This window comes from Enterococcus sulfureus ATCC 49903 (genome assembly GCF_000407605.1).
GTDB classification, from domain to species: Bacteria; Bacillota; Bacilli; order Lactobacillales; family Enterococcaceae; genus Enterococcus_G; species Enterococcus_G sulfureus.
Genome location: NZ_ASWO01000001.1, coordinates 420097 through 435429, shown reverse-complemented (window position 1 = coordinate 435429; position 15333 = coordinate 420097). Strand labels below are relative to the sequence as shown.

Annotated in this window: 12 protein-coding genes; 9 read left to right on the top strand and 3 right to left on the bottom strand. The window is 38.7% G+C overall.

The window, feature by feature from the left end; genetic code table 11:
* The first annotated feature begins 71 nt into the window (after positions 1–71).
* Positions 72–1727 (top strand): peptide ABC transporter substrate-binding protein, encoded by a 1656-nt coding sequence (locus I573_RS01980; RefSeq protein WP_016184896.1) that lies wholly within the window; start codon positions 72–74, stop codon positions 1725–1727.
* Between the two features lie 110 nt (positions 1728–1837).
* The gene (locus I573_RS01975; protein WP_016184895.1) at positions 1838–3472 is read left to right on the top strand and encodes a peptide ABC transporter substrate-binding protein; all 1635 of its coding nucleotides are present in this window, start codon (positions 1838–1840) and stop codon (positions 3470–3472) included.
* A gap of 54 nt (positions 3473–3526) precedes the next feature.
* Here I573_RS01975 and I573_RS01970 read toward each other — a convergent pair whose 3' ends face one another.
* Positions 3527–3862 (bottom strand): DUF3899 domain-containing protein, encoded by a 336-nt coding sequence (locus I573_RS01970; RefSeq protein ID WP_016184894.1) that lies wholly within the window; start codon positions 3860–3862, stop codon positions 3527–3529.
* A gap of 84 nt (positions 3863–3946) precedes the next feature.
* On the opposite strand from I573_RS01970, the gene opp3b reads away from it, so the two are divergent.
* The 5 genes from opp3b to I573_RS01945 are packed head-to-tail and all read left to right on the top strand — an operon-like array spanning position 3947 to position 8965.
* Entirely contained in the window at positions 3947–4888 is a 942-nt protein-coding gene (gene opp3b / locus I573_RS01965; RefSeq protein ID WP_016184893.1) for an oligopeptide ABC transporter permease, read from the top strand.
* Positions 4888–5934 carry an oligopeptide ABC transporter permease gene (gene opp3C, locus I573_RS01960; RefSeq protein ID WP_016184892.1) on the top strand — a complete coding sequence of 349 codons (1047 nt, stop codon included), beginning with the start codon at positions 4888–4890 and terminating at the stop codon, positions 5932–5934. Before opp3b ends, opp3C begins: the two co-directional genes overlap by 1 nt.
* A gap of 4 nt (positions 5935–5938) precedes the next feature.
* Entirely contained in the window at positions 5939–6979 is a 1041-nt protein-coding gene (locus tag I573_RS01955) for an ABC transporter ATP-binding protein (RefSeq protein WP_016184891.1), read from the top strand.
* Positions 6980–6994: 15 nt separating this feature from the next.
* Entirely contained in the window at positions 6995–7945 is a 951-nt protein-coding gene (locus I573_RS01950; RefSeq protein WP_016184890.1) for an ABC transporter ATP-binding protein, read from the top strand.
* Positions 7946–7966: 21 nt separating this feature from the next.
* The gene (locus tag I573_RS01945; protein ID WP_016184889.1) at positions 7967–8965 is read left to right on the top strand and encodes an RNA-guided endonuclease TnpB family protein; all 999 of its coding nucleotides are present in this window, start codon (positions 7967–7969) and stop codon (positions 8963–8965) included.
* 139 nt (positions 8966–9104) lie between these two features.
* Here I573_RS01945 and I573_RS01940 read toward each other — a convergent pair whose 3' ends face one another.
* Both I573_RS01940 and I573_RS01935 read right to left on the bottom strand, forming a co-directional pair.
* Positions 9105–9935: an NUDIX domain-containing protein gene (locus tag I573_RS01940; protein WP_016184888.1), complete on the bottom strand. Its 831-nt coding sequence runs from the start codon at positions 9933–9935 to the stop codon at positions 9105–9107.
* Between the two features lie 29 nt (positions 9936–9964).
* Entirely contained in the window at positions 9965–10234 is a 270-nt protein-coding gene (locus I573_RS01935) for a hypothetical protein (RefSeq protein WP_016184887.1), read from the bottom strand.
* 164 nt (positions 10235–10398) lie between these two features.
* On the opposite strand from I573_RS01935, the gene metG reads away from it, so the two are divergent.
* The gene (gene metG / locus I573_RS01930) at positions 10399–12408 is read left to right on the top strand and encodes a methionine--tRNA ligase (protein ID WP_016184886.1); all 2010 of its coding nucleotides are present in this window, start codon (positions 10399–10401) and stop codon (positions 12406–12408) included.
* Between the two features lie 260 nt (positions 12409–12668).
* Positions 12669–15317: a cation-translocating P-type ATPase gene (locus I573_RS01925; RefSeq protein ID WP_035020373.1), complete on the top strand. Its 2649-nt coding sequence runs from the start codon at positions 12669–12671 to the stop codon at positions 15315–15317.
* The last annotated feature ends 16 nt before the right edge of the window (positions 15318–15333 follow it).

Below are 15333 nucleotides of genomic sequence, written 5' to 3'. Positions count from 1 at the left end.
AAAATCTAACTTAATTCAGATAATAGCAAGTATTCTGAAAAATCAGAAAAGATAGAGGAGAAATGTAGCGTATGAAAAAATCATTAGCTTATGGGTTTGTCGCTGTTTGTGGTTTAGCATTAGCTGGCTGTACAACTGGCGGATCGTCATCTGATTCAGGTAGTGCTTCAGATGATTCTAAAAAAGAAGTATTTAACTTGGTCGTTCAACAAGAGATGCCAAGTGCAGATATCTCACTTGCAACAGATACAATCAGTTTTAGTGCATTGAACAACGTGTATGAAGGAGTTTATCGTTTAGATAAAGACAATAAACCACAACCTGCTGGAGCTGCTGAAATGGCAGAAGTCAGTGAAGATGGATTAACGTATAAAATCAAATTACGTGAAGACGCAAAATGGTCAAATGGTGATCCTGTAACGGCTAAAGATTATGTTTATAGCTGGCAACGTACGGTGAAACCAGAAACAGCTTCTGAGTACGCTTATTTATTTGAACCAGTAAAAAATGCAGCTGCAATCACAAAGGGTGAAATGGCCGCAGATCAATTAGGAATCAAAGCGGTAAGTGACACTGAATTAGAAATCACTTTAGAAAAAGCAACACCTTACTTTGATTACTTATTAGCTTTCCCAACATTCTTCCCACAAAATCAAAAAGTGGTTGAAGAAATGGGTAAAGATTACGCACAAAAGAGCGACAAATCAGTTTATAATGGACCATTTACATTAACTGACTTTGATGGACCTGGTACCGATACTGCTTGGAGCTACACAAAAAATGACGATTACTGGGATAAAGATAATGTGAAATTATCAAAAATCGATGTTAGTGTAGTGAAAGAATCATCAACTGCTTTGAACTTATTTAAAGATGGTAAAGCAGATGATATCGTATTAAGTGGAGAATTAGCACAACAAATGGCTAACGACCCTGCTTATGTCACTGAACCTGAAGCAACTACAAGTTATTTAGAAATGAACCAACGTAAAGAAGATTCACCTTTCCGTAACGAAAACTTACGTAAAGCGATCTCTTACTCAATCGACCGTAAAGCTTTAGTGGATTCAATCTTAGGTGATGGTTCAATCGCATCTACTGGTTTAGTACCAAAAGATTTGATGACAAGTCCTAAAGGCGATGAAGACTTTGCTAAAGCTGCTGGCGATCAAGTAGCTTATGATCAAGCAAAAGCCAAAGAACATTGGGAAAAAGCGAAGAAAGAATTGAATATCGATTCATTGAAATTTGATATCTTATCTTCAGATACAGACTCATCTAAAAAAATCACAGAATACTTACAAAGTGCGATCCAAGAATCTTTAGATGGCGTAAGTGTAACGCTTAGTCCAGTACCATTCTCTGTACGTCTAGACCGTTCAAGTGCCGGTGACTTTGATGTTGTAATGGGCGGATGGGGAGCTGACTACCTAGATGCAAGTAGCTTCTTAGATCTATTTGTAACAGGTAACTCTTATAACCGTGGTCAATGGAGTGATACTTCATACGATAAAGCGATTGAAGCTGCTGCTACAACTGATGCAAACGATCCAGAAAAACGTTGGGATGATCTATTAGCCGGCGAAAAAATCATTATGGATCAACAAGGTGTCGTGCCATTGTATCAAAAAGCTGAAGCACACTTAGTGAATCCTGAAGTTAAAGGAATCGTTCACCATAGTGCTGGTGCGAAATACGATTACAAATGGACATATATCGAAAAATAATCATACTCTTTTAGATTTGTCGGTCTAGTCAGTTGGTTACTTACTAGATCGGCATCTCTTGTTCTTAAGAGCTGGTTTGAAAGATAGCGGAAAAAAAGGGGCGGGTTTATATGAGAAAAAGTACAATTGGTTGGTTAGTACTATGTGGAGTTGTTTTAGCGGGCTGTTCGACAGGAAATAGTGCAGATGCCGATAAGAAGACTGAAAAAGTGTTTAATATCGCGGTTCAGCAAGAAATGCCATCAGCCGATCTATCGGTGGCTACAGATACCATCAGTTTTACAGCATTAAACAATGTGTATGAAGGGATCTATCGTTTGGACGCGGAAAATAAACCGCAACCAGCTGGAGCTAGCGAACTTGCGACAGTTAGTGACGATGGATTAACGTATACAGTGAAATTAAGAGACAATGCCAAATGGTCAAATGGTGATCCAGTAACGGCTGCTGACTACGTTTATGGTTGGCAACGTACAGTGGATCCGAAAACAGCTTCAGAATATGCCTATCTATTTGAATCGGTTGAAAATGCTTCGGATATCGTAGCCGGTAAAAAAGCGGTCGATCAATTAGGGATCAAAGCGGTGGATGATCATACGTTAGAGATCAAGCTAGCGAAAGCAACACCTTATTTCCAATATCTTCTAGCATTCCCATCATTCTTCCCGCAAAATCAAAAAGTGGTGGAAGAAAATGGTGCTAAGTATGCTACTGCAAGTGATAAATCAGTCTACAATGGACCATTTACCTTAACAGATTTTGATGGTCCTGGAACGGATACGACTTGGAGCTATACAAAAAATCCTGAGTATTGGGATAAAAAGAATGTTGATTTAGATAAAATCAATGTCAGTGTAGTGAAAGAATCGTCAACTGCTTTGAATCTATTTAAAGACAATCAAGCTGACGATGTGATCTTATCTGGTGAACTCGCACAACAAATGGCAAACGATGAAGCGTTTGTTTCAGATGAAGATGGACGTACATCTTATCTAGAATACAATCAAAGAAAAGAAGATTCACCGTTTCGTAATGCGGATCTTCGCCAAGCGATCTCGTACTCATTAGACCGTGAGGCGTTGATCAAAAATGTACTCGGTGATGGATCGATTGCTTCGACTGGATTGGTGCCTAAGAATTTAACGTTTGGACCAGATGGAACAGATTTCACTAAAGCTTCTGGGACATTAGTTTCTTATGATCCAGCAAAAGCGAAAGAACATTGGGAAAAAGCGAAAAAAGAATTGGGAATCGATTCATTAACCTTCGATATTATTGCTTCAGATGATGATTCAACGAAAAAAGTTGTGGAATACATTCAAAATGCTGTCCAAGAACAATTAGATGGTGTGAAAGTGACCGTAACACCGGTACCATTTTCGGTGCGTTTGGATCGTTCTAGTGCTGGAGACTTTGATGTTGTAATGGGAGGCTGGGGAGCAGATTACGCCGATGCTAGTAGCTTTACTGATCTATTCGTAACGGGAAATTCATATAATCGAGGTCAATGGAGCAATCCAGAATATGATCAATTGGTAGAAGCGTCTAGTACGACAGACGTTACGGATCCAGAGAAACGTTGGCAAGATCTATTAGGAGCGGAAAAAGTGATCATGGAACAACAAGGCGTTACGCCAGTGTTCCAAAAAGCACAAGCGCATTTACGTAATCCTAAATTTAAAGATGTTGTAATGCATAGTTCTGGTGCGCAATACGATTACAAATGGGTCACTGTTAGCGAATAAATCTGAAATGAGTGAAAAGCTAGAGAAGATTTCTTCTCTAGCTCATCCTCATTTTTATAAAGTGGAGCAAGCCAAAAAAATCAAGCTCAAACATAGTAAAATGACTGCAGGTTCTAACCAAAAACGGTAACTTGATTTTCCAATAGCTGATAATTTTAGATACTCATCATCGGCTTTTTTAAAAGCTTTTTTCATGGAGTATTGGAAAAAATCAAATGAACCAGATGCAAATACCCACAATAAAGAACCGATGATCAAAAAGAAAAGGGTAAATAAAAAAAGGACGTCAGATAAAGATGTAAAGGTAAGTTGGTGTTTGAATACTAACCAAATAATACTGACAAGAAGACAGCTGAGACTGATAACCCATGTACTCTTTCTAAGATGCATGTGAGACTCCTTTCTATACATAAATAATAAAATAACTTTACAAAATTATTGTTTATAAGTCAAAACACTTAGGAGGAACAAGAAGTGAATAGTTTTTTTAAATATATCCTAAAACGTGTCTTCTTTATGTTGATTACGCTATGGATCATTGCTACAATCACGTATTTCTTAATGAAATTATTGCCAGGAACACCTTATACCAATGCCGAAAAATTAAGTGCAGAACAAATTGCCTTATTAAATAAACAAATGGGACTGGATAAACCAGTTATCGTCCAATATGGTATCTATCTATCCAACTTACTGCATTTTGATTTTGGGGTATCCTTCCAGTTTAAAAATCAACCAGTAGCGAACTTATTAAGTTCACGAATCGGACCGTCATTACAATTAGGCTTACAAGCCATCATTGTTGGAACACTTGGTGGGATCTTATTAGGATCGATCTCTGCGATGCGCCAAAATACGTGGATCGATACAACCGCTACTTTAGTGGCCATCTTAGGACGTTCAATTCCTAACTTTGTTTTTGCTGTATTGTTACAATATGTTTTTGCGATGAAATTACACATCTTACCGATCGCAAAATGGGATTCATTTGCTTATACGATCTTACCAACGATCGCACTTGCGATGTCACCGTTAGCCGATTCTGCTCGATTTATTCGAACGGAAATGGTTGAAGTGCTACACAGCGATTATGTTGAATTAGCTCGTGCAAAAGGATTGAGTCGCTGGGAAATCGTCTTCCGTCATGGATTGCGTAACAGTTTGATCCCATTATTAACGTTATTAGGACCTTTAGCAGTCGGCTTGATGACTGGATCACTTGTTGTTGAAAATATTTTTGCGATTCCGGGTATTGGAGAACAATTCGTAAAATCGATCACAACAAATGACTATCCAACCATTATGGCTGTGACGATTTTATATTCTGCAATGTTAATTTTTGTCATCTTAATCGTAGATATTTTATATGGTATCGTTGATCCACGTATTCGTGTATCAGAAGGGAGTCGTGGGTAATGGAAAACTCAAATCACTTATCACCAAAAGAAATCGAAGCAATCCCAGCTTCAGCTTTTGAACCATTAAAAAAAGAAACTAGCGATAAACGCGAAGAGATCGCAATGCCTTCTTTGACATTTATGCAAGACTCTTGGCGTCGTTTGAAAAAAAATAAAGCGGCTGTCTTTTCAATTATTTTCTTATCGATCATTATTTTAGTTTCTGTGGTTACGATCGTTGCTTCACCGCACGATCCAACAGCACAAAATGTAAAATATACAAACTTACCTCCGAAAATCCCAGGTATCAACATCAATGGCCTAAATGGGTACAGTGAAGTTGGTGGGAAATTAGTCAATAAATACGAGCAAGCCGGCGTACCTAAAGACACGTATTTCTACCTTGGAACAGATAGTTTAGGTCGTGATTTATTAAGTCGTTTATTTATGGGAACACGTATTTCATTATTGATTGCTTTTATTGCGGCAAGTTTGGATATCATTTTTGGGGTCACGTATGGGTTGATCTCAGGATTGTTCGGTGGCCGTGTCGATAATATTATGCAACGTATTTTAGAAATTCTATCAGGGATTCCAAACTTAGTTGTGATGATCTTGATGTTGGTGGTATTGGAACCAGGTATTCCATCAATCATTGCAGCAATGGCAGTAACGAACTGGATCCCAATGGCCCGGATTGTCAGGGCGCAGACCATGAAGTTAAAAGATCAAGAATTCGTCTTGGCTGCGACTACTTTAGGGGAAACAAAATCAAAAATTGCCTTTAAACATATTTTACCGAATATCTCGAGTGTCATTATTATCCAAATGATGTTTAGTATTCCATCTGCGATCTTCTTTGAAGCCTTCTTAAGCTTTATTGGATTGGGCTTACGTCCACCAGCAGCTTCATTGGGAACGTTACTTAGTGATGGATACAAAACATTCCTATTCTTACCATATCAATTATGGATTCCGGCCGTAACGCTTTCAGTAATCATGATTGGCTTTAACTTATTAGCTGATGGCTTACGTGATGCGTTTGATCCGAAGATGAAAGAGTGATAGCATGAAAAAAATATTAGAAGTAAAAGACTTAGAAATTTCTTTTGATACGTATGCAGGAAAAGTCCAAGCGATCCGTAATGTGAGCTTTGATCTTCATGAAGGAGAAACGCTAGCGATCGTAGGAGAGTCAGGTAGTGGGAAATCTGTAACGACACGTAGTATCATGGGACTTTTAGCTGGAAACGCGAATATCGAGAATGGTCAGATTTTATTCAACGGTTCAGACATCGTGATGAAAAGCGAAAAAGAATTACAAAAAATGCGTGGAAAAGAAATCGCGATGATTTTCCAAGATCCAATGACATCACTTGATCCAACGATGCCAATTGGAAAACAAGTTGCAGAATCATTGATCAAACATACAAAAGTATCGAAAAAAGATGCGATGGCTCAAGCTTTAGAGTTATTGAATTTAGTAGGAATCCCAAATGCTGAAAAACGTTTGAAGAATTACCCCCATCAATTTTCAGGTGGACAACGTCAACGGATCGTGATTGCGGTCGCTTTGATTTGTTATCCACAAGTCTTGATTGCAGATGAGCCAACAACTGCTCTTGATGTAACGATCCAAGCCCAAATCTTAGAATTATTAAAAGATATTCAAAAGAAAATCAATTCATCGATTATCTTTATTACCCATGACCTTGGGGTGGTAGCCAACGTTGCCGATCGCGTCGCTGTGATGTACGCTGGAAAGATCATTGAAATCGGGACAGCACGTGAGATTTTCTATAATCCACAACATCCATACACATGGGGCTTACTTGGTTCGATGCCAACGCTTGAAAATAATGGAGAACGTCTATATGCGATTCCTGGTTCGCCACCTGATTTGTTGCAACCACCAGTAGGAGATGCTTTCTATCCTCGTAATGAGTTTGCGATGCAAATCGATGCGGAACAACAACCGCCATTTTTTGATGTATCGCCAACGCATAAAGCAGCAACTTGGTTATTGGCACCACAAGCGCCAAAAGTAACACCACCAGAAGAAATCCAAATTCGTTGGAAAAAATTCCGCGAAAATGCATTCGAAGACTAAGAGGAGGAAAGGTAAGTGAAAAAAGTTTTATTAGATGTACAAGGCCTAAAACAATACTTTAATGTTGGCCGTAAAGACGAAGTAAAAGCCGTCGACGATATTACCTTTCACATTTATGAAGGTGAAACCTTTGGGCTTGTAGGAGAATCAGGTAGTGGGAAATCAACTACGGGGCGTAGTGTGATTCGTTTGAATGAACCAACGGATGGTCAGATTTTATTTAATGGCGATGACGTGATGAAAATCAAAGGCAAAAAAGATCTAGCAAAATTCCGTCGTGAAGTGCAAATGATCTTCCAAGATCCTTATGCATCATTGAATCCACGTATGAAAGTCCGCGACATTATTGCGGAAGGAATCGATGTGAATGGTTTAGCACAGAATACACAAGAACGCAATCAACGTGTCGATGACCTATTGCGTACCGTTGGGTTAAATCCATCTCATGGAACGCGTTACCCACATGAATTTTCAGGTGGACAACGTCAACGGATCGGAATTGCACGTGCATTAGCTGTGGATCCTAAATTTATCATTTGTGATGAGCCAATCTCAGCACTAGATGTATCGATCCAAGCCCAAGTCGTGAACTTATTACAAGACTTACAAGCAGAACATAATTTAACATATTTGTTTATTGCTCATGATTTGTCGATGGTGAAACATATTAGCGATCGTATCGGCGTGATGCATCTAGGGAAATTATTAGAAGTTGGAAGCAGCGATGAGGTCTACAACTATGGTGTGCATCCTTATACAGAAAGTTTACTTTCAGCGATCCCGTTGCCAGATCCAGAGATCGAACGTAAACGCAAACGGATCAAGTATGCGAATACATTAGATCCAAATAAACCACGTCGTATGCAAGAAATTGCAGAAGGTCATTTTGTTTATGCTGCCGATGACGAAGTGGCGATGTATCAAGAAAAATTAGCTGCGAAAAAGGCGGCTGCGAAAAAAGCCTAATCTTGCAAAGGGGGCTAGCGAATGAATGTCTTAAAAGGTTATAGGTTTCGTATTTATCCAAATAAAGAGCAACAAGAATTTTTTACGCAAACATTTGGCTGTGTACGATTTGTGTATAATCATTTACTGATGGCGCGAAAAGAAGAACACTACTCTGCTGAGAGTCTAAAATTAACGCCAGCCTCATTAAAAGCTACGTACCCCTTTTTAAAAAAAACCGATAGTCTGGCATTAGCAAATGCTCAACGTAATTTAGACCGCGCCTTTTTGAATTTTTTCAAAGGGCGTGCAGGCTATCCAAATTTAAAAAGTAAGAAAAAAACTTGGCAGTCCTATACGACAAATAATCAAAAACATACGATCTATTTTGAAGAAGGAAAGCTAAAAGTGCCTAAGCTTAAGACGTTGATCGACGTGCATCAACATCGTGAAGTAAAAGGACAAATCAAATCCGCAACGATCTCAGCTAAAAACAGTGAAGAATATTATGTATCCTTGCTTTGTTTAGAAGAGATTACGGCTTTACCAAAAACCAAGAAAGTCGTAGGCGTTGCGTATTGTCCCAAACATTTGGTCAGTGTTTCTTGTGGGAGAGAGCACTTACCTGAATTAACGAAAAGCACGGTTGAAGAACGTTTAGCTCGCGCACGGCAAAAGTTGGAGTTACGAGCGAAAATAGTGAAAAAACGTAAAGTGCATCGGGATTGTGCCAAAAATTATCAAAAACAAAAGCGGCGAGTAGATAAGCTTTATCTCACTCGAGCGTATCAAAAGAATGATTATATTGATAAATTAACGTTAAAGTTGATCGAACAATACGATTATGTCTTCCTTGAGAAGGAACCTAATTTTGAAAAGAATTGTTCATTTACTGAAACTGACTGGCATGTATTTATGCAAAAATTACGCTACAAGGGTAAATGGTATGGAAAAGAATTGCGTTTGATCGACATAGCAAGTGATCAAGAAGAAAAGAGCGAAACACTTGAGCACTTAGGGCGTACACAATTTTCTAAATGACTATAAGAACTGGATAGGGGCGCCAGGGATCGCCTAGGGTATAGAAAAAAGCTAGTACTTTTTGTTTCTAGGAACAACAGCTCACTAATTATGAAAAACCAAAAAACACACTCCAAGTCATTGGAGTGTGTTTTTATCGTTAAAAACGATTTTCACCAAAAGAATCTGAATCTAGTCGGTAAGTTTTAGAAGGACGACCGATTCCCACTGGTTTTTCGCCAGTTTCATGTAAAAAATGTAAAAGTGATTTTTTTAAATTCGAATGATCGATAGAACGATAATCGACTCCTAAAAATTTAGCGAATACTTTTCTAGCTTCGGTGATCGTAAAATCATCTCCTAATACTTGCAGTACTTGTGGTTCGTGATCCATCTTATTTAAGATTCGCTTGAAGGCTCGTAAAATGATCTCACTATGGTCAAAGGCAAGTTGATCTGCTCCGTAAGACTCCCCAGTAGTAAAGTCGAGCTTGATCGAAATATCTTCATTGGTCAAAACGATGGTTTTGTCTTGTCGTTCTAGTGAAAACCAACGTACATCTTGTGCATCATCACCAGCAGTCAAGGGTTCTTCACCAATAAACGCAAGATAACTGACCGTCACGACCCAACCACGAGGATCGCGATCAGGCGTACTAAATGTATGCAGCTGCTCAATATTTTGCATTGAGATCGATACACCCGTCTCTTCTTTTGTTTCCCGCAAAACACTTTCACCAGTCGATTCATTAGGATTGACAAAACCACCTGGTAAGGCCCAAGAATCTTTATAGGGATGTCCTTTGCGTTTGATCAGCAAGACTTTTAATTGGTCATCTTGACGACTATAGCACATCAATACCATATCGACAGTTAGTGAAGGTGTAATATATTTTGGTTTTTCTTGTTGCTTATACCATTCTAAAAATTCAGCTTGGCTAGCTTCGTGTTCATAATATTCTTTTTCCTCTTTACGATCAGCAAATGGCATACGATACTCCTTTCAAATTAAAGATCTAGTTAAATAAAGAAAAATAAAATGAGATTGATCAAAAATAATCCTAGATAAACAGGTAGTAAACGACGATTTACCCGGATACACGTAAAACCAGCGACAGAAATCGCAATCAAAAGTAATCCTCGGACGATAACAGAGGCACTAAGAAATGCGGTCAGATGGTCATGTGCATTCATGTAACCGTAGATTCGTAAATAAAAATTAGCAAAAATAATATGAAACGCCGTGAGTATACTAAACGTTAAGACATAAAGCGACTGTTTTTTACGCATTTTGTTGCCCCTTCTCTTTTTTTGTTATTATAGCAAAAAAATACTCATACACAAAAAAATGCAAGGATAAAATGAGAAAATCCAGAGAAATTTGGCTACGATAATTTTAAAATATGGTATACTATCCAAGAATACTTTCGAAGTACAGAGGAGGAAGCTCACGCATGGCTGAAAAGGAAACTTTTTATATTACAACGCCGATTTATTATCCAAGTGGGAAATTACATATCGGAAACTCATATACAACAATTGCGTGCGATGCAGTTGCACGATATAAACGATTAATGGGATTTGATGTGTTTTATTTAACAGGTGTCGATGAACACGGGCAAAAAATTGAAACAAAAGCGGCTGAACTAGGTGTTCAACCACAAGAATATGTGGACAAAATGGCAGCAGATGTTCAAAAATTATGGAAGACATTAGATATTAGTTATGATAAATTTATTCGCACGACAGATGATTATCATAAAGCGACTGTGCAAAAGATTTTTCAACAACTTTTAGATCAAGGAGATATTTATCTTGGTGAATACGAAGGTTGGTATTCGGTCTCGGATGAAGAATTTTTTACCGAAACACAATTAGCTGAAGTATATCGTGATGATGAAGGCAATGTGACGGGCGGGAAAGCGCCAAGTGGACATGAAGTAGAACTTGTAAAAGAAGAGTCTTATTTCTTCAAGATGAGCAAATATGCTGATCGCTTGCTTGCTTATTACGAAGAACATCCTGAATTTATTCGTCCAGAATCACGTAAAAATGAAATGATCAATAATTTCATTAAGCCAGGACTTGAAGATCTAGCTGTATCACGGACGACATTTTCATGGGGGATTCCTGTCAAAAATGATCCAAAACACGTAGTTTATGTGTGGATCGATGCGTTAGCTAATTATATTTCTGCGTTAGGGTACGGAACAGACAACGATGAATTATTCCAAAAATATTGGCCAGCAAATGTTCATATGGTTGGAAAAGAAATCGTACGTTTCCATACGATCTACTGGCCGATCATGTTGATGGCATTAGATCTACCACTACCAAAACAAATTTTTGGTCATGGCTGGTTATTGATGAAAGATGGAAAAATGTCAAAATCAAAAGGTAACGTGGTTTATCCAGAAATGTTGGTAGAACGTTATGGTTTAGATGCATTACGTTATTATTTATTGCGTTCAGTACCTTTTGGTAGCGATGGCGTCTTTACACCAGAAGATTTTGTCTCACGTGTGAATTACGATCTAGCCAATGATCTAGGTAACTTGTTGAACCGTACGATCGCGATGATCAACAAATATTGTGAGGGACAAGTGCCAGAATACAAATCAAAAGTCACTCCTTTTGATAGCGAGTTGTCTACGACTGCAGCTAATGTGATCGGTCGTTACCGTGAAGCAATGGATAAAATGGAATTTTCTACGGCTTTAGCTGAGGTCTGGACTTTAGTTTCTCGCGCGAATAAATATATCGATGAAACACAGCCATGGGTCTTAGCCAAAGAAGAAGACAAGCAAGCAGAACTTGATAGCGTGATGATCCACTTAGCAGAATCATTACGATTAGTTGCGCTATTGTTGCAACCAATCATGACAGAAACTCCAGCGAAAATCTTTGAACAGTTAGGGTTAAAAGAAATCAAAGGAGACTTAACGAGTTTGCATTTTGGTGAGTTCCCAACAGAGATCAAAGTGGTTGAAAAAGGAACACCGATCTTCCCACGTTTAGATATGGAAGAAGAAGTCGCATATATTAAAGAAAAAATGGCAGAAGGAACGCAAAGTGCTGATGATTCAGTAAAATGGGATCCAGCAGAAACCGAATTTGCTTCTGTGAAAGACAAACAAATCGCGTATGATGATTTTGATAAAGTCGAATTAAAAGTGGCAGAAGTCATCGACTGTCAAAAAGTCAAAGGTGCAGACAAATTATTACAATTTCGTTTAGCCGCTGGTGATTCACAAGATCGCCAGATCCTTTCTGGAATTGCCGAATATTATGAGTCACCAAGTACGTTGATCGGTAAAAAAGTCGTGATCGTAGCAAACTTGAAACCACGTAAAATCCGTGGCTTGATCAGTCAAGGGATGATTTTATCAGCAGAAGATCCAAATGGAAAACTTCAGGTGGTAGAAGCACCTAAAGGAATGCCAAACGGATCTATTATTGCCTAATAAAAAGCTGAGCAAATTTGCTCAGCTTTTTTGATCGTTCTAATTGCATTTTATTTTTATATTTGCTATTCTTATTACAGAATATAAATACTCTTAGGGGAGTAACTGGTGGCGAAAGTCGCGATAATATCAACAGTAAGTTAACTGAGTGATCAGTTTTCTGGTATTATTTTAAACGGTAAGACCTAAGATAATTATTTGATTGTACCAATCGAGTGATTATCTTAGGTCTTTTCTTATTTTCGTCAGCAGTCAAACAAATGGAGGGGTCAACATTGGAAAACAAACCGTATTATCAAGAAGAAGTAGACAGCTTACTCACAGACTTCCAAACTAGTGAGACCGGTCTAAGCAGTCAACAAGCCAAAGAGAAGTTAGAAAAAGATGGATATAACGAATTAAAGGCAAAAGAACAAACACCGATTTGGAAATTGTTTTTAGAGACGTTTAAAGATGCGATGGTTATCGTCTTATTGATCGTCGCGATCGTTCAAATGGTGATGGGATCGACTATTGAATCCTTAGTTATTTTTGCCGTATTGCTGTTAAACTCGGTAGTAAGTGTTGTACAAACGAAAAAAGCTGAAAATTCACTAGATGCTTTGAAAAAACTATCTTCTCCTTCAGCTAAGGTCTTACGAAACAATGAAGCGACAACGATTCCGGCTCGTGAAGTCGCAGTCGGGGATATCGTCTTACTGGATGCAGGAGATTTTGTACCAGCGGATGGACGTTTACTAGAAGCTGGAAGCTTGAAAGTCGATGAAGGGATGTTAACCGGTGAATCTGTTCCAGCTGAAAAAGAAGTAACGACCTTGCATCAAACTGCTCAAGTCGGAGATCGTGTCAATATGGTCTTTAGTGGCACCTTAGTCGTCTATGGTCGCGGAAAATTTTTAGTAACCAATACAGGAACAACGACTGAAATCGGAAAAGTTGCTGATCTACTAAATAATGCCACGACTTCAGCTACACCATTGCAACGAAACTTAGATAAATTCTCTCAAAAATTAGGGTTAGCGATCTTAGCATTATCGGTGATTATCTTTGGGATCCAACTAGCACGTATTTTTATCGAAGGACCAAGTGACGTTTGGCCAAGCGTGATCAATGCCTTTATGTTTGCGGTAGCAGTAGCGGTAGCAGCCATTCCTGAAGCGTTACAATCGATCGTGACAATCGTCTTGTCAATGGGAACAAAACAAATGGCAAAAGAACATGCGATCATTCGAAAGTTATCTGCGGTTGAAACATTGGGGTCAACGAGTATTATCTGTACTGATAAAACCGGAACATTGACTCAAAATAAAATGACAGTCGTAGATTCTTACTTATTAGGTCAAGATATCGCCTTTGATGATCAAACTTTGGCAAAAGATGAAGAACGCTTATTACAAGCAGCGGTACTGGCGAATGATGCTTCTGTTAATGAAGATGGAAAGAAAATTGGCGATCCAACTGAAATCGCACTCGTTGATTTTGCAAATGAATTGAGTCAATCTTCAGAATCGATGCGTCAAACTTATCCGAGATTAGCCGAATTACCTTTTGATTCTGATCGTAAGTTGATGTCGACGGTCCATGAAATCGACGGCCAAAAAGTCTTATTGACTAAAGGGGCTCCAGATATTATTTTCTCACTGAGCACACATTATCTAGAAAATACTGATGTTCGCTCAATGGACGATGCGGCAATCGAACGATTGAAAGCCAAAAATGAAGAGTTCTCAAATAAAGCGTTGCGTGTACTTGCCTTTGCGTATAAACCAATCGATACTGATCAAGTCACGCTTGATGATGAAAAAGAGTTTACATTCTTAGGGTTACTTGCGATGATCGATCCACCACGTGAAGAAGTATTCGACGCAATCAAACAAGCCAAAAGTGCCGGAATTAAACCGATTATGATCACAGGTGACCATAAAACGACTGCTCGCGCGATCGCAAAAGAAATCGGTCTTTATGAAGAGGGCGATCAAGCGTTGACGGGTGCAGAACTCGATGCCTTATCTGAAGAAGAATTAAACGCAACTCTTGAAAAAGTATCGGTTTATGCCCGTGTTTCTCCGGAAAATAAAATTCGTATCGTACGTGCATGGCAGAATAAAGGCAATATCTCTGCGATGACTGGTGATGGTGTCAATGATGCACCTGCGTTAAAACAAGCAGATATCGGAATTGCGATGGGAACAGGGACTGAAGTTGCTAAAGATGCTGCAGCGATGGTCTTAACAGATGATAACTTTGCTTCAATCGTACGTGCGATCGGCGTAGGACGTAAAGTCTTTGACAACATTAAAAAATCGGTTGCCTATTTATTTGCTGGAAACTTAGGGGCGATCATCGCGATCATTTTTGCTTTGATCATGGATTGGAACAATCCGTTTACTGCTTTACAATTGTTGTTCATCAACTTAGTAAATGATTCTGTGCCTGCGATTGCCTTAGGAATGGAAAAAGCAGAGCCGAATATTATGGATCGTAAACCACGTGATCCAAAAGAAGGAATCTTCTCTGGTGCTACGTTGACTTCGGTAACATACCGTGGGATTTTAATTGGAGTAGCTGTAATTATCGCTCAATTTATTGGGATGCAACAATCAATGGAACTTGGTGTCGCGATGTCATTTTCAACGTTGATCTTAGCACGTACATTGCAAATTTTCCCAGCACGTTCAAATATTCAAACGGCGATTGGTGCAGGATTCTTTAGTAATAAAGCTGTGTTATATGCGATCACATTCTGTGGTGCGCTATACGCCTTCACTTTATTACCAGGTGTTCGTGGAATCTTCTCAATTCCTACAACATTCGGATTACCAGAATTCTTTACGTCGGTTGCTTTAGCCATTGGTGCGATCGTCTTGATGGAAATCGCTAAATTAGTATTACGTAAAAAAGAAGCTTAATCACAAAAAAGATGTG

Coding starts and splice junctions, on each gene's coding strand:
- I573_RS01980 (WP_016184896.1), top strand. CDS start 72: ATGAAAAAATCATTAGCTTATGGGTTTGTCGCTGTTTGTGGTTTAGCA.
- I573_RS01975 (WP_016184895.1), top strand. CDS start 1,838: ATGAGAAAAAGTACAATTGGTTGGTTAGTACTATGTGGAGTTGTTTTA.
- I573_RS01970 (WP_016184894.1), bottom strand. CDS start 3,862: ATGCATCTTAGAAAGAGTACATGGGTTATCAGTCTCAGCTGTCTTCTT.
- opp3C (WP_016184892.1), top strand. CDS start 4,888: ATGGAAAACTCAAATCACTTATCACCAAAAGAAATCGAAGCAATCCCA.
- I573_RS01955 (WP_016184891.1), top strand. CDS start 5,939: ATGAAAAAAATATTAGAAGTAAAAGACTTAGAAATTTCTTTTGATACG.
- I573_RS01945 (WP_016184889.1), top strand. CDS start 7,967: ATGAATGTCTTAAAAGGTTATAGGTTTCGTATTTATCCAAATAAAGAG.
- I573_RS01940 (WP_016184888.1), bottom strand. CDS start 9,935: ATGCCATTTGCTGATCGTAAAGAGGAAAAAGAATATTATGAACACGAA.
- I573_RS01935 (WP_016184887.1), bottom strand. CDS start 10,234: ATGCGTAAAAAACAGTCGCTTTATGTCTTAACGTTTAGTATACTCACG.
- metG (WP_016184886.1), top strand. CDS start 10,399: ATGGCTGAAAAGGAAACTTTTTATATTACAACGCCGATTTATTATCCA.
- I573_RS01925 (WP_035020373.1), top strand. CDS start 12,669: ATGGAGGGGTCAACATTGGAAAACAAACCGTATTATCAAGAAGAAGTA.